The organism is Prochlorococcus sp. MIT 1327, assembly GCF_047304785.1.
GTDB classification, from domain to species: domain Bacteria; phylum Cyanobacteriota; class Cyanobacteriia; order PCC-6307; family Cyanobiaceae; genus Prochlorococcus; species Prochlorococcus marinus_D.
The window spans coordinates 1,523,945-1,549,401 of record NZ_CP138972.1 but is presented as its reverse complement, the minus strand read 5'-3'; the positions used below and the strand labels follow the sequence as shown (position 1 = coordinate 1,549,401).

At 45.0% G+C, this 25,457-nt stretch carries 16 protein-coding genes; 3 read left to right on the top strand and 13 right to left on the bottom strand.

Features of this window, described 5'->3' with window-relative positions:
• Positions 1 to 36: 36 nt before the first annotated feature.
• Positions 37 to 237: a 50S ribosomal protein L33 gene (rpmG, locus tag SIB80_RS07545; RefSeq protein WP_011826119.1), complete on the bottom strand. Its 201-nt coding sequence runs from the start codon at positions 235 to 237 to the stop codon at positions 37 to 39.
• Positions 238 to 360: 123 nt separating this feature from the next.
• Between rpmG and pheT the strand changes: the two genes are divergently transcribed.
• Positions 361 to 2,808, top strand: a complete 2,448-nt coding sequence (pheT, locus tag SIB80_RS07540) for a phenylalanine--tRNA ligase subunit beta (protein WP_063420224.1) — start codon at positions 361 to 363, stop codon at positions 2,806 to 2,808.
• Here pheT and rlmD read toward each other — a convergent pair.
• From rlmD to SIB80_RS07510, 6 genes are all read right to left on the bottom strand, one after another.
• Positions 2,798 to 4,195: a 23S rRNA (uracil(1939)-C(5))-methyltransferase RlmD gene (rlmD, locus tag SIB80_RS07535; RefSeq protein ID WP_063420223.1), complete on the bottom strand. Its 1,398-nt coding sequence runs from the start codon at positions 4,193 to 4,195 to the stop codon at positions 2,798 to 2,800. The two genes, pheT and rlmD, sit on opposite strands and share 11 nt — an antisense overlap.
• 1,237 nt (positions 4,196 to 5,432) lie before the next feature.
• Positions 5,433 to 6,500 carry a J domain-containing protein gene (locus SIB80_RS07530; RefSeq protein ID WP_063420222.1) on the bottom strand — a complete coding sequence of 356 codons (1,068 nt, stop codon included), beginning with the start codon at positions 6,498 to 6,500 and terminating at the stop codon, positions 5,433 to 5,435.
• 28 nt (positions 6,501 to 6,528) lie between these two features.
• Complete coding sequence (locus SIB80_RS07525; protein WP_236076932.1) at positions 6,529 to 8,094, bottom strand: DUF3370 domain-containing protein; 1,566 nt, start codon at positions 8,092 to 8,094, stop codon at positions 6,529 to 6,531.
• Positions 8,095 to 8,476: 382 nt separating this feature from the next.
• Positions 8,477 to 9,193: a sigma-70 family RNA polymerase sigma factor gene (locus SIB80_RS07520; protein WP_169189929.1), complete on the bottom strand. Its 717-nt coding sequence runs from the start codon at positions 9,191 to 9,193 to the stop codon at positions 8,477 to 8,479.
• Between the two features lie 85 nt (positions 9,194 to 9,278).
• Entirely contained in the window at positions 9,279 to 10,124 is an 846-nt protein-coding gene (locus tag SIB80_RS07515; RefSeq protein ID WP_063420219.1) for an ATP adenylyltransferase family protein, read from the bottom strand.
• Positions 10,114 to 11,073, bottom strand: coding sequence for a SpoIID/LytB domain-containing protein (locus tag SIB80_RS07510; RefSeq protein ID WP_236066098.1), 960 nt, complete (start codon positions 11,071 to 11,073; stop codon positions 10,114 to 10,116). The genes SIB80_RS07515 and SIB80_RS07510 overlap by 11 nt, the downstream gene beginning before the upstream one ends.
• Positions 11,074 to 12,300: 1,227 nt before the next feature.
• On the opposite strand from SIB80_RS07510, the gene SIB80_RS07505 reads away from it, so the two are divergent.
• Positions 12,301 to 12,531, top strand: a complete 231-nt coding sequence (locus SIB80_RS07505; protein WP_011130108.1) for a hypothetical protein — start codon at positions 12,301 to 12,303, stop codon at positions 12,529 to 12,531.
• A 95-nt stretch (positions 12,532 to 12,626) separates the two neighbouring features.
• Here the strand turns inward: SIB80_RS07505 and metH are convergent, their stop codons facing one another.
• Both metH and SIB80_RS07495 read right to left on the bottom strand, forming a co-directional pair.
• Entirely contained in the window at positions 12,627 to 16,271 is a 3,645-nt protein-coding gene (gene metH / locus SIB80_RS07500; protein ID WP_063420218.1) for a methionine synthase, read from the bottom strand.
• A gap of 57 nt (positions 16,272 to 16,328) precedes the next feature.
• Complete coding sequence (locus SIB80_RS07495; protein WP_063406875.1) at positions 16,329 to 17,249, bottom strand: branched-chain amino acid transaminase; 921 nt, start codon at positions 17,247 to 17,249, stop codon at positions 16,329 to 16,331.
• 79 nt (positions 17,250 to 17,328) lie between these two features.
• Here SIB80_RS07495 and cobN point away from each other — a divergent pair, with 79 nt between their 5' ends.
• A complete protein-coding gene (gene cobN, locus SIB80_RS07490) occupies positions 17,329 to 21,108 on the top strand; it encodes a cobaltochelatase subunit CobN (RefSeq protein ID WP_063420217.1) in 3,780 nt (1,259 codons plus the stop codon).
• A 553-nt stretch (positions 21,109 to 21,661) separates the two neighbouring features.
• Here the strand turns inward: cobN and SIB80_RS07485 are convergent.
• The 4 genes from SIB80_RS07485 to SIB80_RS07470 all read right to left on the bottom strand — a co-directional run bounded on the left by SIB80_RS07485 (position 21,662) and on the right by SIB80_RS07470 (position 25,407).
• On the bottom strand, positions 21,662 to 22,318 hold the full coding sequence (locus tag SIB80_RS07485) for a PHP domain-containing protein (protein WP_063420216.1): 657 nt from the start codon (positions 22,316 to 22,318) through the stop codon (positions 21,662 to 21,664).
• The gene (gene hemJ, locus SIB80_RS07480) at positions 22,311 to 22,898 is read right to left on the bottom strand and encodes a protoporphyrinogen oxidase HemJ (RefSeq protein ID WP_063420215.1); all 588 of its coding nucleotides are present in this window, start codon (positions 22,896 to 22,898) and stop codon (positions 22,311 to 22,313) included. Before hemJ ends, SIB80_RS07485 begins: the two co-directional genes overlap by 8 nt.
• 66 nt (positions 22,899 to 22,964) lie before the next feature.
• Entirely contained in the window at positions 22,965 to 24,968 is a 2,004-nt protein-coding gene (gene uvrC, locus SIB80_RS07475; RefSeq protein WP_063420214.1) for an excinuclease ABC subunit UvrC, read from the bottom strand.
• The gene (locus tag SIB80_RS07470; protein ID WP_063414993.1) at positions 24,925 to 25,407 is read right to left on the bottom strand and encodes a flavin reductase family protein; all 483 of its coding nucleotides are present in this window, start codon (positions 25,405 to 25,407) and stop codon (positions 24,925 to 24,927) included. Before SIB80_RS07470 ends, uvrC begins: the two co-directional genes overlap by 44 nt.
• Between the last annotated feature and the right edge of the window lie 50 nt (positions 25,408 to 25,457).

The following is a 25,457-nucleotide window of genomic DNA, read 5'->3' as shown; positions in this document are numbered from 1 at the left end:
TTTAAGAACGCTGGGATGCTTTTCGAAACTGCAAAGTCATTTGATCTCCTTGTGAGTTGTTGACTTGTTGCAGTAACGGCAGAATTTCTTGATTTCCAGCCGTTCGGTGGTGTTTCGACGGTTCTTTTCAGTGGTGTAGCGAGACACCCCGTGAGACCGCTTGTCGATGGCGGGATTGGACCGGCATTCGTTGCACTCAAGAGTGATCACGATCCGGACGCCCTTGTTTTTGGCCATAAAGGACGTTGCGCCGCAGATGCGAAGCGTAGTGAACAACTAAGATCCTACAGGGCAGCCTCACATGACTTGACGCCGTCGTTCTCTTGCTTCGTAAGATCTTTGGCTGCATCTAGCTGATCCATGCGGGTTTCTCTCTCCTGGCTGCAGGATCTAGTACAGCTGAATGAGACCGTCGAGAACCTCGCCGAAGGCCTATCGATGGCTGGATTTGAGGTTGAGGCTATTGATGATTTAGCCAGCCGTGCCGATGGCGTGGTCGTTGGGTTGGTGAAAGACCATCAACCCCACCCCAATGCCGATAAACTCAGTGTCTGTCAGGTGGATGTCGGGTCGGGCGAAGGTCTTCAGATCGTCTGTGGGGCTCCAAATGTTCGGCTTGGTATACACGTACCTGTTGCCATGGTTGGAGCAACCCTGCCTGCTGTCGGAATCAAGATCAAGGCCAGTGAGCTTCGGGGGGTTCCAAGTCAAGGAATGATCTGCTCACTAGCGGAATTAGGGCTGGAATCAAATGGTGATGGAATAGCCATCCTTGAAGAGATCGCTGAAAACGTTCCAGACCTCGGCCAGCCTGTAGGCCCTCTGCTCGGACTCGATGACACAGTGCTTGAGTTGGCAATCACAGCCAATCGCCCCGATGGTATGTCGATGGTTGGTATCGCAAGGGAAGTTGCTGCTTTAACAGGCGCAAGCCTTCAGCTTCCGCAACTTGATATGACCCCAATCCATAAGTCTTTTGAGCCTGATTCCACCAGCTCTGCGTCCATGCTGAAGGGTGGTCTTTATGGCTTAACCGCCTTAGAGAATGTGGATGGTGAATTAACTTCGCCAGCCTGGTTAAAGCAACGCCTGGAGCGTTCAGGATGCAAATCAGTGAATGGTGTCGTTGATATTACAAATCTGGTGATGTTGGAGCAAGGCCAGCCATTGCATGCTTTTGATATTGATGCTCTTGAAATGATCACAGGTCAAACAGTTTCCGCAGAATCTTTTGGCCTTCGACAAGCAAGAAATAATGAACTTTTTAATGGCCTAGATGGACATCAACTTGAACTTAACGAAAATTGCCAGATCGTCACCTGCCATGACATTCCTATAGCGCTTGCGGGTGTTATGGGTAGTGCTGAAAGCGGTGTGTCTGCCAAGACAAGGCGAGTATGGCTGGAATCCGCAATGTTTACCCCAACGGCCGTGAGATCTACGTGCCGAGCTGTTGGCTTGAGGACCGATGCAAGCAGTCGCTTTGAGAAAGGGTTGCCTGTTGAAATGACTTTGGCATCAGCCCGTCGAGCTGTGACACTAATGGAGGAACATTTAGGTATTAAATCAAATGGATGTTGGGTCTATGGTGAGGCCCCAAAAACAGCTGAGCCGGTAAAACTTCGCCGCGAAGCTATCCATCGCTTACTCGGACCAATAGCTGATGAGAATGACAACAGGTACCTAGAAGACGACATTATCGAGACTTCACTGCTCGCTCTCGGATGCGAGATGTCTCCTTATAACGAAGGGTGGTTGGTCATAGTTCCACCATCACGACGTAGAGATCTCTCGCGAGAGGTTGATTTGATCGAAGAGGTATCTCGCCTTGTTGGCTTTGATCGTTTTGAGGCCAACCTGCCAGTTCCGCTTGAACCTGGTGGGCTAACGACTGCTCAAACAGCTGAACGCCTATTGAGGCAGATGTTGTGCGGAGCAGGATTGCAGGAAGTCACGACCTTGTCGTTAGTGGGTGCTGATAGTGATGAACCAGAACGAATTGCAATTAGCAACCCTTTATTGGCTGAGACCAGCCACCTGCGTACCAATCTTTGGGAGGAGCATCTACGTATTTGCCAACGCAACCTCCAGTCATCACAGCCTGGTTGTTGGTTATATGAAATAGGCAATGTCTATACAGTCACTGACGAGCTCATCAACCAACGCGCAGTTCTTGGTGGCGTGATCTGTGCAGAGCGAAGGTTTGAACGATGGAGTACAAGCGGCAAGATCAAGTCAATGACATATCACCAGGCACGCGGTCAGCTTTCCCAAGTCTTTCAAGGGTTGAAGTTGGACATTAACGACCGTCCACTCAAGGACAATCCTTCACTTCATCCTGGGCGGTCTGCAGAGTTATATGTCGAAGGCAAATTGCTCGGGGATTTTGGGCAGCTTCATCCAGCACTATCGGAACGTCTTGATCTACCTGAAGCAACCTATCTATTCGCTTTGGACTTGCAGTGCATCATCCAAGCTGCGACACGATCTAATCGATGGAACCCTACCTTCCGACCATTCCCGACAGTTCCAGCAATGGAACTTGATTTAGCTGTGATCGTTTCAAAGGAATGTAGTTGTTCAGATTTGATCCAGACCATCAGAAAAGCTGGTAAACCGCTTCTAGAGCATGTAGAGCTGATTGATCGTTTTGAGGGTGGACAGCTTGATCATGACTCTTGCAGTCAAGCATTCAGGTTGCGTTATCGGAGTAAAGACAGCACTCTTAGTGAAGACAGGGTCAACCCGATTCACGAGAAGGTACGTCAGGCACTTGTAAAGCAGTTTTCTGCAGAGCTTAGGAGCTAATACGAATTAACAGTGCCAGACATTCGATATGCATTGTTTGAGGGAAGAAATCAATTGGTTGTAATTGATCAATCTGATAGGGTCCATTTGGTACTATCAATTGCTTGAGGTCACGAGCCAATGTGGCTGGGTCACAACTAAGATATGCCAATCTTTCAGGTTGAATTGAAAGGATTGTTTTAATCACCATTTGATCTAAACCTTTACGCGGTGGATCTAGCACTAACACATCATTACGTTGAAGTTTTTTGGCCAATAATAAGGAAACATCACCGCATAAAAACGAAACATTATCAAGACTATTCCGTAAGGCATTTTTATTTGCTTGAGTAATAGCTTCTGCATGAAGTTCAAGACCTATTACACGATAGCCAGTTGATGCAATGGGGAGAGAAATTGTGCCAATTCCACAATATGCGTCAATTATATTGATGTCGAGCGAAGCAGTGGATAGCCATTCAATTAATTTTGAGACAATCCGTTCTGCCTGAAGAGTGTTTACTTGAAAAAATGTTGTGGTGGACAGCAATAAGGAGAGATTGTAAAAATGCTCCTCAATTTCAAGATCACCAGCAAGCAATATAGTTTCTTGACCAAGAACAAGATTGTTCTTCTGTCGTTGGATGTTTAAAGTTATTCCTCTTACTTCCGGCCAACGACTATACCATTCCTTGGCTTGTTGATGGAGGCCAGGGAGTTGAGTGGTACTACTTACCAGTGTGATCAGCACTTGTTTTGTTTTTTGGCCAATACGAATGCCTAGATGCCGGAGTCCTTCGCCAGATGATAGGTCTGAATCTGCAGGCCAATTCTGCTGTTGAAGATCATCCTTGATCGAGGCCAGATATTGATCGATTCCTCGATCCAAAACCGGACATCGATTGAGATCAATAATTTGGTGACTGCCGCGTCGGTAATAACCCATATGTAACTGTCCTTCACTATTGCGATATAGAGGAATTAATGCTCTATTTCGATACCCGAGAGCTCTATTATAATCAGTCATGATTGGTTCTATCTTATGATCTATTTGACCTAAACGTAGAAGTATTTCCCGCAGATGACCTTGCTTTAATAAGGTTTGTCCATGATCACTAAGATGTTGTATGGAGCAACCTCCACATTCCTTAGCGATTTTGCATGGGGGCGGTCTGCGACTTGCAACTGTCTCAATTGTTTGAACCTTGCGGGCTAAAAACTGGTTTCGATGGCGCCTTACAAATTCTATTTGTGCACGTTCACCAGGTAGAAGGTCATTGACTATCACAACCCAATTGTTCCATCGAGCCAGACCATTACCATGACGATCTAAATCTAAGCCTGTGATCTCAACCTTATCACCTGGGGAAGGTATTAATGTAAAATTTGAGTCTGTAGAGCTAGTCATAGCAAGTCTTCCTATTTATTAGGCATAACAATAAAGTCAATGCTGTCTATAAATAAATCATAAGTATCCAAATATGTGGTGCTGGGTTTGTTAAATATAATCTTAGACAGATCCAGGAGCCTTTCAAGTGCTCGGATGTAAATTCATTATAGATTGCTAAGAGTGATCTCCATGATTATGAGTCTGAACACAAATTAATAAATTCAAACGAAACGAAGGTGGAATATTCAGGAGAAGACTCTCAAGTCTTATTTTTGATAATCACCTGCAAAAAACTGACACTTCACAACGAAGAGTTTTGTTTAGCCAGGATTATGGCATTGAAATAGTGGATTTCATAAGCACTGTTCACGATTTCAATTGAGATGTTGCTTTTTGAGCTTATCACCACATGCTGGATAATTGGGGCAAATCATTGTGGATCGGGCCTGGCATCCCACTGAATAGGGCATGCATGCTTGATGAAGCGTTGAATCGACCTGATTATTCCCGCTAAGAGCCTTGCCTCAGTAGTCTTATACGAGACTTGGATTCAGTCTCAGTCTTGGTCTATAAAAAGATAGGTAAGTCGATCTAGTATCTCATTGATATAGTTTGCGACGCATCATTGGTCTTACATTTAGACTTATATGATTAGTGGTAGCTGGACGCCGTGCGATAGACCCTCCTATTGCCCGATCGTTGCATGTTTGGCATCCTTGTTCCCACATGCCCCTCATGAGCTGGAGCGGTATGAGCAAATGCTGCGTACCTGTGTAGAATGCAGTTACTCAAGGCTTCAAAGTCTCTAACAGCAAGCCTTTATAATGCGTAGAACTACGCTTGGACGCAGAATGGACCGATTATGAAGTTCACCTTGAGCTCAAGTAAACGGGGTTTTTCAATAAATTCGCCTTACCGTTCGAGTTATTAAGCGAATATTGAATCTGTGGATATTAATTCTTTCACTGATAACAACAACAATAACCCTTCCCTTCTCTATTAGATCTCGTCTGAGTCTTATTCATAGTCTCTTTGTAAGTCTTGAAATGTTCTCATGAGAGCAACTTGCTCATGGCTTAGCTGCAACTCCTTGGCAGTTTCTGCTTTTAGCCTATAGAGACAGTCCAGCCCATTCTGTACATTCGTTGTTTGAAATCAGCCGAACGCATCTAAAAGATACTCCAAGTGATTCTATATAGTATTTATCAATTCTCATTATCAGACTAATGCTGAGTCACTTATTAGACTAGTGAGACTAATCAGGTTTCTCGCGGTAGAGCTCTTTAAGCAATTGATATGCTTCATTAACCCTTCTCATTGCCTCTGTTGAACCTCCAGCATCCGGATGGATGGTTATGGCCTGTAATTTGTAGGCCTCTCGAATGGTAGACAGTGTCATTGGTGCACCAGCATGAGATGGCAGCTTGAGAAGTTTGAGTGCTCCATGAAGTGTCATTGTTGATTCAAGTGTTTGGAACGAGGTGACCTGACGACTTCGTTTAAAGCGATTGACAAATCTGCGGATCAGTGTGGGCATTCTCTCTGAAAGGCTCTTGCAGGCAAACGGATCTTCCAAAATTCCAGCAACCACCATCACAAGCTCAAAGGTTGCCGGTTTCACCTGCCAACTTGAACAGAGTTCCGTCATCAGTCGATTTGCGGAACTCCATGTGAACGGCCGTCCATCAGTACCATCGACATGAAGCCATATGTCCCTCGCTAACCAGATCATTGCAGCTTCAACGACTGTCTCCCCTGGTGGATTGCCATAAAGCGAAATCCAGTGTCGATTTGCGGCATTAAGACTCTCAATCACGTCACTCTCAGAAACTGTTGTAACTAAGGGCAAGTCTCTCGAATTTTGCCCCGGTTTGTTGTTGCCAAGACTTTCTCGAAGATTATCCGTTTGTTTACGCACAAAGCCTGGCAAATCAATCCCAACTGAATGTGTAGTCTTAACTTCATCACTACTTTCTACCTTGTTTTCCTCTGCCTTGAAGCCAGATTCACCTCTATCATTCGATCCCCGCCCTATTAATACCAGTGCTTTTGTCTCATTGTATTCGGGGGGTAAAGATCTAGACAATGATCCACTATCATCGTTTTCGAGTGGATCTGGTTCATTTATTTGAAATAGTCCTCCAGCCTGTTGATCATCTAGATCATTCTCTTGAGGGGTAAACAGTTCTTCAAGTAAACGTGCTAAAAGATCACCTCGTGCTCTTAACCCCCATTCCCTTTTAAGTTCATCAAGTCTTGCGATTAGATGATTGGGTAGTTCAACGGTAATCCGTCGCCTCGAATTGTCTTCGGACGCTTTCACTTGAACCCGAACAACTGTAGGTAGCCTATTAGTTTTGCAGTTGATGCAACCATTGCTGTTGTGCCTTTATGGCTTCGGTGTAGTGTTTGCTAAGGCTCGAATTAACTCTTTGCGAATTGATCATTGCTGATGGCATAGCATTATTTCTACTAGGACTGGAAATGAGTATTGGTGGCATGCTGACCGGAGAATTGTGATCATAGGATTCATTCGCTAATAGTTGCTTTTTGTTTGTGATCGATTTGTAAGTATCATGATGTCTTTGTTTCAACGAATTCTTAGTCATTTCAACAATTTTAGCTTTCACTATAGGCATAGGAGTTAATGGTTTGGCTTGGTAATTCTTACGTGCTGTCACTGGCAGCTTTGCTTGGTTTACTTTTTCTTGCTTTTGCATAACCTGAGTATACTCTGCAACTGGAACAACACTTAGTAAGTGCCCAGGTGTATTATCTGCAGGATAGACTAAACTAATAGTAACAGGATTATCCTTTTTCGTTGTCAGTTCTAGGTCTGATATAGGAAGACTTTGTCCTGAGCGTAGACCTACATGAACTTCTTTGTATTTATTCTCAGTTTTGATTCCGATTGAACCACGAAATGCCGTGAATGGTTTCTTTTTGCCTGTTGCTGCAGGGTGGCTTAAAATTAAATGATGAGCACCTGAGCCTTTTAGATTCAGCGTGATATCAAAACGTACCCCGTACGTGCCTACATTATTTACGGCCGAATCAATCATACGAGTTTCAAGAGGGTTGACCTGGATCTCTTTTGTACCAAAATGATGTTTGCGAGTACTGGTAAGTGGTACATGAAGAGCACCATCCTTAAGGTCATGATTTAGTTTCGCTGTATAGTGATCACCAATTGCTACTCCTGCTACACGCGAAAAAACCTTGCCCGTTTGTATCTCACTGATTCTATTAAGATAAGTACGTCCTGGCGCCAATCGTCCGGAATTAAGAATAGCGATCAGATTCTTTTCTGATGTTGGCCCCTCTGCAGCAACCACAGCTAATTGAAAAGGTCCGTTGCTAGTCCCACTAAGCAGTCCGTTGGCAATCCCTCTTGCAGGTATTTGTGTTGTGAATACAAGTTTTTGAGTGTGAGGTGGAATGACAATATTATCTACTAACTTTCTGTCCAATTTACCTCGCAGCATCTGTACAGCTGTTGCATCCCCCGGACCTGTATTCCAGGGACGAGGTCCCAGGGGCTTCACACCCATAAGTTTATTCGAATGATACGGAGCCTCAAAACTATTTTTAACTGAACCTCGATCAAATTTAAGTTCAATTGATGAATCTGTTGGATTGTTTGCTATTGCTGCAACAGTAAGCAATCCACGTTTTCGGCTGTTGCCAAGTTTACGTCTGTCGCGAGGATAATACTTATGATGAATGTGAATCCCGAACTTGCCGTCAAAGGTAAATTCTGCATTTCTTAATTGTTGCCCTGTACGGACGACTACTGCTGATCCCGGAGCTGTGTTAACAAGTATTCCTGAGCCAACAACTGTCTCCGGCTGGTTGGAGTGGAGAACGGGAACTTTATTAAAGCTTCCATTGAGAGGACGTGCTGACTGTCCAGCCATTAAAGGCACGTACGACCAGGAAGGTTTTGCGAAAGCAATCTCACAAGCAAGAGTTGAGAGACTTAATGAGACTAGTAATGAGATCTTAAGTGACACCTTTGATCCGGATGGATTTGTTACGTTGAGCAGCGAGCGCATAGAGAAACTCGGGCAATTCAAACCTAGTCACACCAGCCAACACTGCCAAGAAAGACAAAATACGCACTCTTGGCAGAATTTCGCGAAGATTCACCCACCTGTAGGAACGGCATGTTCTCTCCCTTTTGTCTCCCCTCAAATGTTGACTCGGCAGACCGTCGCCGTCATTATCAAAATAGGAAGCTTGAAATGCTTCTTTTCCTGCGAGATGGTCTAGAGCGTCGGCTGTCTGCAGTGAAAGCCGCTATAGAGACCTTGGAGCAACAGATCCAGAGGGATCAAAAGCCTGCTTCCTGAGAGGGGAAACCGCGTCAGGAGACAACTCAGCACAATCATCAGCCAGTCGCCGAAGGGCTCGCTTCACACGTCTTTGTACGGTCATGCAGCTGATCCCCAGATAACTGGCTGTACTGCGAAGGCTTTCTCCTCTGAGGACTACGTGATCAACCACCGCAAACTCTTGGCAATCGAGCCTCTCTAGAGCATTCATAAGCATTTGATTGCGTTCCCTGTTGACCAGTTCACTCCACTGATCTTTATCAGCTGTTATGAATTGATGATCGAGTGGGTACCAGCGCCCCTTCTGCTTGTAGCTCTCTATGGCTGACCTGTCGACAGCACTGAGCTTTTCAAAAAAACTGGCACTGTCCACCCAGGTTGAATCTCTGAGAAGTGCCTGAGCTCGTTCCTCTATTCGCCTAGGTATTTTGACTGGTCCCAAGCTATCCCTGAGGTAGTGAAGGATGGCTCCGCGTATATGCGGTTTTGCAAATGCAGTAAATGGTACTGACTTGCTGCTTTGAAAAAATTGTGCCGCTCGGATAAGGCCTAACATTCCGACCTGAGTGAGGTCCTCTTTGTCCTGTCCAGTACGAAAAGCGTAGTGGAGTGCTATTGGCCTAACGAGTTGCAGATGTTCTTCGATCTGCTTATTTCGACGTTTGAGTTTGGCATTCATCATTTGAACTGGAAGTAAAAAGCGGTCTCTTAGCGATCGCCTGTCCCTCTAGAGATCCATGTAATTGCCCTGCAGCACAACCGTAAAATCACTGAATCGTCTTGACCACGCCTTCTAGCAAGGCCTCAGGCCCATGATGATTAAGCCAGTCCAGATCAGATGTTTCTGTGGCTAGAAGGTAACCGGCAAATCCAAGTGCATTAATGCTGAAGCCTGCAATTCCCTCTCGGCTTCGAAGTATCAGTGCCATCCATTCCTTCGTGAGTAGCAAATTGTATGGTTGTCTTGGATGTTGATTCTCTGCAGGATTACCAAGTCCAATCTTTTCGCAAAGGCTTAGATAAGCTTGATAATGAATTTGAGCATCATGATTCTGTGCTCTAGCTGTTGCAGCACAGCATTGAGTAAGTTGACAGCATTCCCTGGGTGAGGAGTTTACCAATGATTGAAACCATTCCTGTCGAGGACAACTGCGATCGTCGTCGCATCGTCTTAGCAATTGCAAGTGTCTGTGAGGTTGACTAGCTCCAGCCGTTGGAGAACTATTAAAAAACCAAAGCCCCTTGGTGTCCTGATCAACACTTAGCAGTGCCTCCCAGTCATCATAACTAAGCCAACCATGCTGAGGGGCCCATTCACGTGTGATCAACAACATGTGTCCCTTTTGAACCGGATATTTGTTGAGAATTAGCACATGTCTCATGCCAATTTCACTAACCTCCAAGCTTGGGTCCCAAGGTAAAAACGGGTTAGGTTTTGGACCTCTGGCTAGGAGATGAGATGGCGGGTGGCCTTTTAGCTTGCGCAGTTCAAAGGGTTCTCCTTGTCGTGCTCGAATTCTTGTGAGCTCGGTGCTGAGAGGTACCAGTGCACCATTGAGTTGTGCTGCAGTGCTGCGTTCAAGCGCCTGATCCCAGTAATGCTCAACTGCCACGGCTCTGTAGTTTGGCTAAGGAAGCACCTGTGTAATACCTAGCAAGAATTTCATTGAACTTCAAACCACGACGTGCCAATTGCTGGGCCCCATGCTGGCTCATGCTCGCTCCTAGGTGGCCATGAGCTTGCAAACTGATATCTGCCGTTGATGCATAAAGGCTTTCAACAATTCCTCCCTTGTAACGAAGAACAATTCCTTTGGTGGCTTGAGTTGCTTGCGTAGAACGTGATGTTTGGCTTGAAATCCCTCGATATGCCTGCCAACGTGTGGTGTCACCCAGATGAAAATCCTTGTTCGCAGGTCTTGCGATATGGGCAAGCGCATAAGAACGTGCAGCAACCGCCTGGGCCTTAAGTGCCTCCATATTCCAAAGACTGGGCATTTCAGCACCTACAACAGAAGCGACATAATCCTCAAGCGATAGTTGGTTAACTGCAATCCAACCATTGCCACGGTTAACTAAATAAACTTTAGATCTATAAGTCTGATTGTTAACATCGATGCCGCTACTGTCTGTGGCAACACATTTGATATCAGCAGTCTGCTTGTTCTTTATCTTCAACATGTTATTTAGAGTATACTCATTAATCATCCTCCCAGAGTCGAATTTACAAAACCCTGAACCCTTTACTTTGATTTGTATTGGAGGACTTTGGCTAATCAGACCAACCCTTAATTTCAAAGACAATGAATTGGCAGTCTGAGAGGAGTGAGAAGCAGAATAGGATCTTGGTACCGACGAAACAGCCTTTGCATTCGTTGAAACTGATTTGTCATCCTCTATGACCTGTCCACCCTCTAGAAAGAGTTGCATAAGTTTATTTCTTGCTGCTGTTTGATGGAAGCCATTGAATGAGATTAGAAGGATATTAACGATTGCCACGATTAGCCCACAAGCTAGTATGGCTTGAGAAAAATAGAAAAGATTATGAGCTTGCAGTTTCACAGAAGATTTAAAATTAAAACCTTAGTGATTTGCCCTAATTTGCGCATTTTAAATAAATGAATAAGATTATATTTACAGTTTAAAGCGCAACTGTCAATCTTTTTGAAAGCTTGATTGCAAGAACCATAAATCAAGCATTGAATAAGGTCTGACGATTGTCTCAAGAATTCCATAAGCTTTAGAATCAGAGAAATGCACTCCTTTTTCAATAGTATTATAATTTAACAGTAAGTCAACTCTTTGCCTTTGCGACTGATTGCAAAATATAGTGATTTTAGAGATGGTTTCAGATTAAAATCAGAATGCATAGTTTCGAAAAGGCATCTGATAAAACTGATGCTTTATCAGATCCATTCAATATTTACAATAGAACGGAAGTTTGACAGCTTCGTCGAGCATCTAGCCTCGCCTCCCTCAAGGAAATAAAGCATAGCCGTAATATAATGACTTTTGATTACGGACCAATGCCTATATCTTAAATTTATAAATTACGCAATATTATAGTACTTATCATGAATGTAATTCTATGCATATCATCCATCTAATTGGATTTAGAGTAATTTATAAGGTTCCCTATTGTTAGTATCTTTAAATAATATCCTTGCAAAGAAATGATTTACTTATGTAGTGCTTGCCTTGTAAGCCCTTTTATTTGTGAAAGCCTGTTGGAGGCCTTAGTCACAGCTTTTAACTTGATCTAAAGACCAAGCTGCATAAATTAAGCCAGATCGAAATTGAATATTTACAGATATTTCTGGGGTTAGTGAGACGTGCTTAAACCAATCATTCAGCAAATGCTCAGAACCATGGTGATCAACGATGAGGCCAATGGTCATCGATGCGCCGCCAACGCCTTCACAAGCGTGTCAGTAGGCATCTATGGGGAATTTGCCGCAACACCCCTTGAATAGCCTCCCTAGAGGCTCCCAGGGCCAATCTTGCTTAATGGCTATGAGGTGTTGCAGGGAGGTCGCAAGCGCAGCTAAAGCAACAAAAGCCAATAATGCGTCTTGATCCGATGTGACCAAGCTTCACCAAAGATTCCTTGGCAAACAGTGTCAGAAAGATCGCATTGCCTTGCAGATCAATTGCTATCACTGGCTTTATCGAGCTACAGCACCTCTGTTTGAGCATAGGAGTCTGCCAAAGTAGTGGCACATTTTTCTTCGAGATGGTTGACGGATGACGGGGGGCAGGCGTTAAAGGTCAATCAGATATGCCTCCTCAATGGATTGGGAGTTCACAGAAGACGCCGCCTTCCTTGCTCTTTGCGATGCCTTTCGCGAAAGTGGTGAATCGTCGGCTATCGAGTTCCTCGCTAATGGGGAAGGTGCTTTTCACTTCCATGAACTGACTCAAAACGCTGCAGGCGAAGGACTTGACCTCAGCGACTCAGGTTCTCTAGACGATTTTCAACAGGAAGTGATCGATACAATGGAGGCGCTTTGCCAGGATTAGACCAGGCAAAAAGCTCGCTTCTCATGGGATATATGATTGTCCTGAAATCAAAAGCAGGATTCTTTTTTCAAATTGCTGAATAAAGGCTTTGCAGTTTAGGCACTGAAATATCTAGCCTTGCTGTGAAGAGTAACCAGAGCCGTTGTGCTCTGCTCAGGGTGTAGCTGATCATTTGGATCCATTGTCAAACCGATTAAGTCGGCTTTTAACCAATTCAATTGTTGGCGAGAATCGCCAACGTTTGGGCAGGCAGGGTAGCCGAATGAAAAGCGACTGCCTCTGTAGCGCTGTGCAAGTACATCTTGCAAAGTTTTAGGCTCGTCTGATTTAAATCCACACTCACAACGTATTCGTGAATGCGTCCATTCGGCGAGAGCCTCAGCCAGTTGAACTGCAAGTCCATGAAAAAAGAGATAGTCAGTATATGCATCTGATTCAAATAACTTCTGCGCAAAAATACTCGCATTCTCGCCCATTGTTACAGCTTGCATAGGTAAAATATCCTTAGGCAAGCCGCCTTCAAGGTCTCTATAGAAATCAGCAATACAATATCTATTACCACCTTTTTGGCGTGGAAGATTAAACTTGCCAAGCAGACTTTGGCCTTGACTATTGAAAACTAAAAGATCATTATCTTTCCGACCACAAGGGAAATACCCATATGCAACTCCAGGATGTAAAAGAGACTCGTTACGAATTCTATGGAGCCAATGTTGCAATATTGGTTCTATTTCATCATTAATATACTGATCATATTGCTCACGAGATTGATCCTTTCTCTTGCGTATTTGCCATTGCCCTGAAAATAAAGCGTTTCGGTCTAGATATTGAATGATCTCGTCAAGAGGAATTTTGTCTATTTTTAGATGTTTTGAACCAAGGAATGGAGGAGTGACTGCGTCTTCTTGGCTGACTTTTTCAGAACGATTAGTATTAACTGCTAAATTAATATCTTGGATGTTCTTTTGGTTTTCCTCTTGAGGATCTTCGTCATTGCTTGAGTGAGGTGAATCAGATTCAGTAGATTGCCCTCCTAGAGTCAACCCATCAGGAGTGCCGTCAAGAAAACCTCTACAATCATCCCAACGATCATTAGAAAGTGCCTTGACATAGGCGTCCATAAACCTTAGATCTGTAAATGCATCCTTGCCATAAATAAGCTTCCCTTTATAGACTTCGCTGCAATCGTGGTTTACAAATCTAGGGGTCAGAGCTGCACCACCTAATATCACTGGAACGGTAATACCAGAATCATTAAATTCCTGAAGATTGCTCTTCATGAATGCTGTTGATTTTACCAGTAGTCCACTCATGGCAATACAATCTGCCTGGTGTGTCATTTGAGCATTTATAATTGAAGCCGCGTCCTGTTTAATCCCTAAGTTAATCACCTCATAGCCATTATTTGTTAAAATAATATCAACTAGATTCTTGCCAATATCATGTACATCGCCTTTTACTGTAGCAATTAGGAATTTTGCTTTCGATGAGTTGTCACCTGCTGATTTTTCCATATACGGTTCAAGGTAAGCAACGGCTGCCTTCATCGTTTGAGCTGATTGAAGAACAAAAGGGAGTTGCATTTTTCCTGAACCGAAAAGCTCTCCAACAACCTTCATTCCATCCAGAAGAAATGTATTGACAAGTTGTAGAGGCTTGTACGATTCCAAACCTTCATCGAGGGCTTCATTCAGGCCAATTCTCTCTCCATCAATAATGTGTTGCTTGAGTCGATCTTCAACAGGTAAATCAGCCAATGAAGGCCCTGAAGCACGCGCTTCCTTAGTGCTAACCCCTTCAAATAGACTCGTTAGCTCTGTTAAAGGATCGTAGGTACAGATCTCATTTTCAAAACGTCTATGGTCATTTATTAAGTCACGACATATCTTTTGTTGTTCATCACTTACTTTGTTGAGAGGTAAAATTTTTGCTGGTGAAACTATAGCTGCATCCATTCCAGCATTAGTACAGTCATGAAGAAATACCGAGTTTAGAGTAATTCTGGCAGCTGCAGATAATCCGAAGCTGACATTAGAGACACCTAGAACAACATGTACTGCCTCTAGCTCTTCTCGAATGACTCGTATTGCTTCTATTGTCTCAAGGCCATTTCGCCTATCCTCTTCGATACCAGTTGAAATTGGCAGAGCAAGTGGATCATAGAATATTTCATGAGCAGGTATGCCATATTCAGTTGCATCACGATAAGCTCGTTTTGCAATCGCGACCTTTTGCATCGCTGTTCTTGCCATACCATTCTCATCGATGGTGCCAATGACTAATCCAGCACCATATTTTTTCGCTAGATCTAAAACCTTGAAGAAACGTTCCTCTCCATCCTCGTAGTTTGTGGAATTAAGTATACATTTACCACCTGCAACCTTTAGCCCTGCCTCCATTTTCTGCCATTCTGTTGAATCGAGCATCAATGGAAGATTAATGTTAGTTACGAGTCGGCTAACAAGTTGATTCATATCTTTCTCACCATCACGCCCAACGTAGTCGACATTAACATCAAGAACATGAGCATTCTCTTTAAGCTGCCCTCGTGCAAGACCAACAAGACCATCCCAGTCTTCACTATTCAATAGCTCTCTAACTTTCTTTGAACCACTTGCATTTAGACGTTCACCAATGATCAAAAATGAATTGTCTTGGTGATAGGGAGTAATTCCATAAATTGAAGCAGCTGATGGTTCATACCCGAAGAGTTGGCGTTGCTGTTCGTTTTCACCTTGTCGACATGGCCTTTGAGCAGCACGCATCTCTTTTGCAAGTTCTGCTAATGCAGAAGTGTGTTCTGGAGTTGTACCGCAGCATCCCCCTATGACTTGAACACCAAGATCCTCAACAAAATGCATGAGTTGCATTTTTAGTTCCAGTGGCTTTAATCTGTAATGAGCAACCCCGCCAATATTTTCTGGTAGACCTGCATTGGGGATGCAACTAATTGTAAAAGGTGAGTGTTCTGACAGATAGCGTATATGTTCCTTCATTTGTTCAGGACCAGTAGCACAATTAAGACCAAGAATATCTATAGGGAATGGTTCTAGAATTGTCACAACAGAAGCGATGTCTGACCCCAAAAGCATCGTTCCTGTGGTTTCCATTGTCACTGAAACCATGATAGGGCGACGTTCATTAGCTTTTAAGAATGCACATTCTATTCCTTGCAAAGCGGCCTTGATTTGTAGGACGTCCTGGCAAGTCTCAACAATAAAAAGGTCAACGTCTCCTGCTAATAGTCCCTCTGCTTGTTCTTGGAAGGAGTCACGCATCGTGTCAAATGCGATGTGTCCAAGTGTGGGCAACTTTGTTGTTGGTCCGATGGATCCTGCGACAAAACGAGGTTGATCTTTTGTGCTGTATTGAACTGCCATTGATTTTGCTAACTGTGCAGCTTGTCTATTCAGTTCAAATGCCTGGTCTTCTAACCCATATTCCGCAAGAACAATGGAAGCAGCACCAAAGGAATTTGTCTCAATGACATCGCAACCTGATTCAAGGAATTGGCGATGCACCTCCTTCACTGCGTCTGGTCGAGTAACGACAAGATTCTCATTACATCCTTCTAGTAATGCACCACCAAAATCATCAGCACTCAGATTCTGTTTTTGCAGGGATGTACCCGTGGCACCATCAAATACAAGAACAGGTCGTTCTGACGAGTGGAGGCGTGCCAAAAAAGCTGATTCTGGTCTGGTGATATCCAATGGTCCTGCTGTCATCCTGTCTCTCATGCTTTGATGCGATCCTAGATAGCCCCTTACTGATAGATCGGTTGCTCTTCTCAAGAATCAGTCATTAGTCATACAAATACGTGTTATCCAGTGCTCATAATCCTTATCACGTCCTTGAGTTATTTCGATTAGACGGTCTCGAAGAGCATTCATAATCGGTCGTTCTGTAGCCAATATGGTTGATTCAATCTGACGTATTGGCGTGATTTTTGCAGCTGTTCCGGTAAGGAACACCTCATCAGCAATAAATAGTTCCGTTTTGTCCACAGGGCGTTCAAGCACAGATAGGCCCATCACCCGTGCCAGTTCAAGGACACTGGCTCGCGTGATCCCTTCCAAAATGTCTTGATCAACACCGGGGGTAATCAACTGACCATCCCTGACCAGGAATAGGTTCATGCCACTTGCTTCACTGATCTTGCCTCTGCTATTGAGCAACAATGCTTCATCGAATCCACTTAAGACCGCTTCCGTTTTCGCGAGAGAGCTTGTGATGTAAGCACCACTGATCTTGCCTCGTAGCGGCAGTGAGCGATCCTCTTGGCGCGTAAAGCTACTGATCCGGCAGCTCACGCCTTCTGGAGATAGGTAGTCGCCAAGTTCTAGACCATAGATAAGGAAGTCAGTTTCAATATTGTGGAGTCGAGGCGCAATGCCTAGATCACTCGTGTAGACGAAAGGTCGTAGATAAATGGGAGTGGTTGGTCGATTCGCCTGCAACATTGCTTCAAGCGCTGAGAGAATTCTTGTCTCGCTGAGTTCCGTCAGCAACAATCGAGCACTTTGACTGAGTCTTTTGGCATGACGGTCTGCCCTAAAGAGCAACATGGTGTTGCTGTTTTGGGGATCAGGTATGGCACGCATGCCTCCGAAAGCGCCTGTGCCGTAGTGCAAAGCATGTGTGGCAACAGAAATCTTGGCCTCTTCGAATGGAACACAAGCTCCCTGGAACCAGGCATAAGGCAGGAACTGATGCATTACTTGGATAGGGCCCTAATGGCCAAATCTTCTCATTACCTCGTCTCATACGTGGCATTTTCCATCAAAGAATGAGCCAATGCATCGTTTAGCAAGCCTGCCAGGTGAAGGACCAGCCGAGGAGGTGCTCCTCGTTGAACAACCACAGGCACAAATCCTTCTACTGACAAGTGCGAGAACAGATATTTCTACTCTTGCCTCTGTTCTTGAAGTTCCATCACAGCAGGCATGGAAGGGTCGTATTCGCGCGCTACCCCTCGCCGCTCTTTCCCATCCAGCTCAGGTTGATCACTATCTCGCTACGACGGCAGCTAAAGCCCAGCTCATCGTTGTTCGCCTTCTTGGTGGTCGGGGTCACTGGAGCTATGGGCTTGAACAACTTGGGATTTGGCAACAACGAGCCTCGCCTCGTCAATTGCTGATTCTTTCTGGCACTACTGATTTGGATGTTGAGCTTCATTCCCTCGGAAGCCACCCCATCCCATTGGCTGATCGGCTCGCAGAGCTGATGCGTGAAGGTGGTGTGGACAACATGGTGATGTTTCTGCGAGTCATTGAGCAACTTCTCGTAGGCACTCCCATCGATCTTGATCAGATCGTGTTGAAGGCGATGGTTGACCCTTCACCTTGGGATTGGCGACATGAAGATGGGCCCAAGGTGGGAGTTGTGCTGTATCGCGCCCTTTCTCAGGCTGGAGATCTTGCCTTTCCAAAAGCCCTTAATACGCAACTTCGTGCACAAGGGTTAGTCCCGCGTGCTCTCTGGGTCAGCAGCCTTAGAGATCCTGCCGTTCAGCAAGGCGTAAAACACCTGCTTAAGCAACAGAACGTCGCTGCAGTGATGACGACCACCTCGTTTGCATCAGTGCAGTTTCAAGAAGCTGGGCTTGGTTCAGATCTATGGGAAACCTTGGATGTACCGGTTGTGCAAGTACTCAGCAGCGGTCGCACCCGCAATGAATGGATCAACAGCAGTAGAGGGTTAGACCCTCTAGATCTTTCATTGCAAGTCGTTCTGCCAGAACTAGATGGCCGGATCACGTCTCGGCCTGGTGCTTTTCGTTCAACTGTGCAGGCGAATGCCTCACTCGCAACAGCTGTACAGGTCATGGAGCCTGATGATGACGGACTGGCATGGGCGGTCAGTCATGTAAAGGCGTGGATCAAGCTTCAACAATCTCAGCCAAACCAACGACGCATCAGCCTTGTTCTGGCCAATTACCCCGTCCGTGATGGGCGACTGGCTAATGGAGTAGGGCTGGATACTCCTGCAAGCACAGCGTCCATTTTGGGATGGTTACAAGAGAGCGGACATGACCTCGGTTGCAATCCGATTCCTGCCGATGGCCAGGAATTGATGAAATATCTACTCAGATCGCGAACCAATGATCCAGAAAGTCAAAACCGACAACCACTGTCATATCTCTCACTTTCACAGTATTTGAAGTGGTGGAAAACCTTACCAGTAGAAGCATGCGAGCCGATTATTAAACGTTGGGGGGTACCTGAACAAGCTGAGGATCTCGAAGCCGATGGTTTTGCTATTCATGGCATGCTTTTTGGCCAGGTCGTGGTATTGATTCAGCCGAGTCGTGGCTACGACAGCAATGAAATTACTGACCTTCATTCACCTGATCTACCACCTCCTCATCGATATCTCGCTCAATATCTTTGGATGCGAGAGGTACATGCAACCAATCTGTTGATTCACGTTGGCAAACATGGAAGTGCCGAATGGTTGCCAGGTAAAGGTGTCGGTCTTAGTCAATCCTGCTATCCAAATCTTGCTCTTGGAGCAGTACCACATGCTTATCCCTTCATTGTTAATGACCCTGGAGAGGGATCTCAAGCCAAGCGTCGTGGAGCTGCTGTGATTATTGATCACCTCACCCCACCCCTTGGTCGAGCCGGGCTTCATGGAGACTTACTTAGGCTTGAGTCTTTGTTGGATGAATATGTCGAGGCTACACAGCTGGGTGCGAAACGAGTACCAAAACTAGAGGAAGAATTGTTGAATCTTTTGCGCTTAAATAATTTTCCTGGGCTTCCCGAAGTCTTCGATAAATCAGAAAGTTGCCGTGATTTACTGATCACAAGTTTTGAACAAGCTGAGGCCTATCTTTGTGAACTTAAGGAGTCTCAAATTCGCACAGGGTTGCATCGCTTTGGTCAAGCACCATCTGATAAGAGTGCTATTGAACTTCTTCTAGCAATAGCACGGTCACCTTCTTCGGATCAGCCAGGACTAACACAAGCCATCGCAAGGCGACTCGAATTGAACTTTGATCCCTGGTGTGATGAAGAAGGTGAGTTACTTTCTAACCATGACAGTAAAGTTTTAATCAGCTTTGGCCTTGATAAGGCTCGAAGAAAAGGCGATGCAGTTGCCTGGATAGAAGAACAAGCTTTGATATTTTTAAATGTTCTTCTAGGCAAAAAGCAGATTGAAAAGAGGAAGGGCAATGATGAAAACTTACTTGTAAAGCCACTACGAGATTGGCTCAAGTCTGCTAAAAGTGACCCCTTAATTTCACGAATCGAATATGATCTCTGGCCTCGCCTTAACACTAGCCCGAGGAAAGAATATGAAGCACTCCTAAAAGCTGTTTCTGGACGCCGTATAGCAAGTGGCCCTTCTGGAGCACCAACTCGTGGCCGCCCGGAAGTTCTTCCTACTGGCCGAAATTTTTATTCAGTGGATCTGCGTGGACTACCTACAGAAGCAGCTTGGGACCTGGGGCGGCGAAGTGCTGAACAGTTGTTGGACTTACATCTACTTGAGCATGGTGAGTCACTAACTCATCTTGCTCTTTCTGTATGGGGAACAGCAACCATGCGAAATGGCGGCGAGGACATTGCGCAACTGCTGGCATTGATCGGTGTTCGACCTGTTTGGGATGGTCCCAGTAGGCGAATGATTGATCTAGAGGTGATCCCCTTAAGCCTTCTTGGACGTCCAAGGGTTGATGTGGTCCTAAGGATCTCAGGTCTCTTTCGTGACGCATTTCCCCAACTTGTGAGTTGGGTGCATCAGGCTCAAAAACTCATCTCAAATCTACAAGAAGATGAAAAATTTAATCCCTTGGCCGCAACCACGCGCAAGCACGGACCCCAAGGCAGAATCTATGGCTCTGCTCCAGGGGCATATGGCGCGGGGCTTCAAGCATTAATTGACTCTGGCTCTTGGGAGGATCGTTCCGATCTTGGCGAGGCCTATTTGAGCTGGAGCCAATGGCGATATGACGGTGCATCTAATCCAAGCCTTGATCGAGAGGGTCTTGAGCGCAGCTTGCAGGATGTGCAGGTCGTGCTTCACAACCAAGACAATCGCGAGCATGATCTCCTCGATTCAGATGATTACTACCAATTTCACGGTGGATTAGCAACTGCTGTAGAAGTGATCTCAGGTCAACGTCCTGAACTTTGGTTCGGAGATCATTCTCGACGGGAGCGTCCAAGGCTAAGTCGACTTGAACGGGAAATCGACAAAGTTGTACGTAGCCGATTGTTGAATCCACGTTGGATCGATGGTATGAAACAACATGGATACAAGGGAGCTTTTGAAATGGGCGCAAGTTTGGATTATCTTTTCGCTTATGATGCAACGACTGATCGTATTCCAGATTGGTGTTATAGCGCTCTATGTGAGCAATGGCTAGAAGAAAAAGATATTCAACGTTTCCTCCATGACAATAATCCATGGGTTCTTAGAGATATGGCCGAACGCTTATTGGAAGCCGCAAACCGTGGCATGTGGGAGTCAGCATCGCTCGACAAGATAGCAATACTGAAACAACTTGTTTATACCAGTGAGGCTCAGATTGAATCAAAGCCAGATGACTTTTTGCCGGTTAAATGATCCCCTGAATAATAATAATACTGTTTTTTCTCTAAACATTGTATTCGCTGCAAATCCCACTTGACTTTTTAAACTTAAGGGTCAATATTGATAGCAGTGAGAACAATTTATCAAAGGAGAAATTGATGAGTAAATACCTTGAGGCTTATTGTTTCCTCGCTAGTCGGCTCACCGCTAAGGCTGTAATCATTTCAAGCTCTGGATAAGTAATGCATCCAGTTGAAAAGGTTTAAGAAACTCATCATGTAACTAAATGATTTATAAAGTAAGGCCTGATATCCATTGGAAAATGAAAGCCTATCTTTTGATTCCATCGACTAACTATTGAGATTTATTAATAACAAAGGCCATGATTTTTTTGATGTTGGCAGGGGTTAGTAATGCCAAGCTAAAGCCATCAAGTAAAACCTACTTGTACCCTTATTTGTAATCATGTTTCAGTGATTCTATTTATTACAAGTTCTTATCCGAAGCATGCAAAAAGACCATTGATCGATCAATATTTCCAAGCATAATCTGAAAACTATAGTCATGTTAATGAGCTAGATGGGATTTAGCGTCCGCTGAGGTCAAATCCATGAGTATCAGTGCCACATGTACGCATTAGCCCAAGACCCTTCAACTGATCATCAATTGCTTCACATATGAATGGTGTTGGATGCCAATTAGTCTTAAAGTCATAGTCATACCATGCCTCACCAGCATCGAAGCCAAGTTCAGCGGCTGCATCTATAAGAAGTTCATGCCGCAAGCGGTATCGAGCTGGATGGGCTAGCACTGCCAATCCTCCGGCCTCATGAATCGCCTCTTTTACAGCTTTAGCCTGTAATGATCCCCCGGTTGCAGAGTTGTTTTGGCAATAGGTATGAAGAGCACGATGCCCAACCTCAAAGCCAAGAGCCAGGACATGGACAAGACAACCTTTCAACAAGCAACTGATTTCTAAACCACTCCAAAGTCTTGGAACTGGTAATCCTTGATTACTTCGCCTAGCAAGCCATTCCGTCATGGGATGATAGGCCTGAGTGCTGTGGTGATCTGTGATTGCTATATGTTGCAAACCTCTTTGGCTTGCTTGGGCAATTAAAAGCTCAGGCTCAAGGCTGCCATCACTGCAAATAGTATGACAGTGAAAATTCATAATATTTGGACAACTCTCAGAACTAACACCCAAGAGTATTTCACTTAGAGGATGAGAAACATTAGCCATTATTTAGCGGGCTTTCCAATTGTCGACTAAGTCTTAATCGTCTCCATCGTGCATAAAACTGAATTGAAGCGGCCATAAACAGTACAAGGCCAACGATCAACCAAGTAGCTGCACCTGTTGGAAACTGGTTTTTGAAGACAACCAGCATCACTACTAACACTAAGAATAAAGTTGGAAGTTCATTTAGGGCACGAAGCTGACGGCCGCTCCAGCTGCATTCCCCGCGATTCAACTGACCCATCAGCCGATAACAGAAAATGTGGTAAGCGATTAGCCCAGCCACCAAAGCAAGCTTTGCTTGCATCCAAGCTTGATTAAGCCAACTCGGTTGGGTGATAAGCAATCCAACAGCCATGGAAACGGCAAGAATCATCCCTGGAGTGGTGATTATATTTGCCAATCGACGCTCCATTAGCGTGTATTGCGCTTCAAATGCTTTTTTGACAGTTGGTTCCAAGTCAGCGGCTTCCACGTGATAGATAAACAAGCGCACAAGATAAAAAAGGCCGGCGAACCAAACCACAACCCCAACAATGTGGAGGGTTTTAAACCACAGGTATGCCTCGGGCGGAAAAGTCATGGATAACAATTAGCAATCTGCTGAGATGAACAAGTAGTGAGAGTTAAAAAAAGTGATCCGTCTTGATCAGGCAACCTCCTCCAACGCCATATCGGCTTCAGGGTGGAAATAGGTCCAAACCTGTAAGGCAAGTGCTGGTCCAAGCCCTGGTGCCTGACTAATTTGCTGGACGCTAGCCAACTGAATAGCATCAATGGATTGAAAGTGGGCAAGAAGGTCACGGACACGCCTAGGCCCAAGTCCAGGGATGTCTGTAAGCCGCGATCGGTTCATTCTTACCCCTCTTTGTTGGCGGTGATAACTCACTGCAAAGCGATGTGCTTCATCGCGAAGCCGCCTTAAAAGGACTACACCCAACTGATCAGGATCAGAATCCAATGGTTTGCTTTGTCCAGGTACAAAGATCTGTTCATGCTTCTTAGCCAATGAACAAACGACGAGATCCTCATGAAGGTCAAGCTCTCGTAAAGCTTCCATGGCTGATGAAAGCTGCCCCTTACCGCCATCAATCATCACCACATCAGGCCAATCATTGAGACCATCTGTCTGCAAGGTACTGCCACTGCAACGCTGCAGGTTTTCAAAATTGGATCCTTCTTGCTTCACCCTTGCCCAACGACGAAAGCGACGGCGCATAATCTCAGCCATCGCCATGAAGTCATCGCTATGGCCAGATTTGATACTGCTACTTTTAATTTTATACTTTCGGTAATGCTGTTTAGCGGGAAGCCCATCGATAAATACAACCTGTGATGCAACAGCATCACTTCCTTGGATATGACTAATATCATATCCTTCGATTCTTCTTGGTTGTGTCGTGAGTTCAAGCAACTGGGCTAGATCCTCTGTTGCCAATTCCTGTTGCTGCTGCCCACTCTTCGCACGCGATAGTTCAAATACTGCATTGCGTTCAACAAGTTCTATCAACTCTGCTTTCGCTTGGCGTTGAGGACAACTGATTTGAACACGCCGACCTCGGTGCTCACTGAGCCAATCAACTAGCAATTCTTGCTGAGGTAATGAGTATTGAACAAGAACTTCTGGCGGCACCTCTACAGCATCTACTTGACTGTAATGTTCTTCGATAACTCGCTGGAGTACACTTCCAAGAGTTTGATCGACTGCATCAGCAGTAAAGCCAAGACGATTAACAAGTTTACCTGCACGCATCTGGAAAAGCTGAACTGCAGCAACCCTATGATCACTTGCAATGGCTAGTACATCTCGGCTTACGCTTGAATCTGGCAAGCTCATCTTCTGTCCTTCTGTAAGTTGTTCTAACCCTTTAATCTGATCCCTTATATTAGCGGCTGACTCATAGTCCATTCGATCTGAATAGCGTTCCATTTGCTTCTCAAGCAAAATCTTAAGCTCTTGATTCCTGCCCTGGAAGACCATCGCAACTTTGCGAAGAACTTGATGATAATCCTGTGGTGTTATCTTCTGCTGGCATACGCCAGGGCAACGTCCAATTGAATAGTTAAGGCAGGTTCGATCCTGGTGCAGTGGCCGTGGTCGTTGTCTCAGCGGGAACGAACGTTTGACTAGAAATAAGGTTCTACGTAATAGTCCTACATCTACATATGGACCATAGAAGCGATCATTCTTATTTCGGAAACGTCGCCTTCTTGTGATAAAGATACGTGGGTATTCCTCGCTCCATGTTATGCAAAGATATGGATATTTCTTGTCATCTTTTAACAACACATTGAAATGTGGTTGTTGATTTTTGATCAGGTTAGATTCCAGGACTAAGGATTCAGCCTCGCTATCAGTAACGATAAATTCAATCTCAGCAATTTGTCGCACCATCAATCGAATACGCGGCCCATGATCACTGCCACTTCGGAAATAACTTCTGACTCGATTTCGCAAACATTTTGATTTTCCCACATATAACAACCTGTCTTCTACATCACGCATGAGATAACAACCAGGTTCAGCTGGAATCTCCTTAAGCCTTTGCTCAAGTCTATTTTCATCCTTTAGAAGGATGGTGCGCTGAGAAGCGTTGCTCAAATTATTTTCAACCGCCGTATGACCAACCCGTTGAAGCGAGGTTAAGCGCATCCCCATCCTGATTTAGATGGGCTGATTTCACTTCTCCGACGAACACAGTGTGATCACCATGGACGACCTGGCCCACAAGTTCACACTCAACCCCTCCAATAGCATCCTCTAGTAGGGGTAGACCCAATTCGCCATAACGAAAGGGGGCTGACTCAAAGCGCCCTCCCATCGCCGACTGAGGCTTGAAGAAAACTGCCGCAAGTTCTTTCTGATCAGCCCGAAGCACATTGAGCGAGAAATGCTTCGTTCGCTCAATGATTCCATGACTGCTTCCCTCTGACCGAACTGCCATAACAACAAGGGGAGGTTCGAACGATCCTTGGGTCACCCAACTTGCTGTAAAGCCGTTGATTTCATCACCTTCGCGGACTCCACAAATAAAAAGACCATGGGGGATTTTGCGAAGCAAAACCTTTTTCGCTTCTAGATCCAGTGCCATTGAGCATCTCATCAGATTTACCAACTCTAAGCAGCACCTCTCTGCATAGG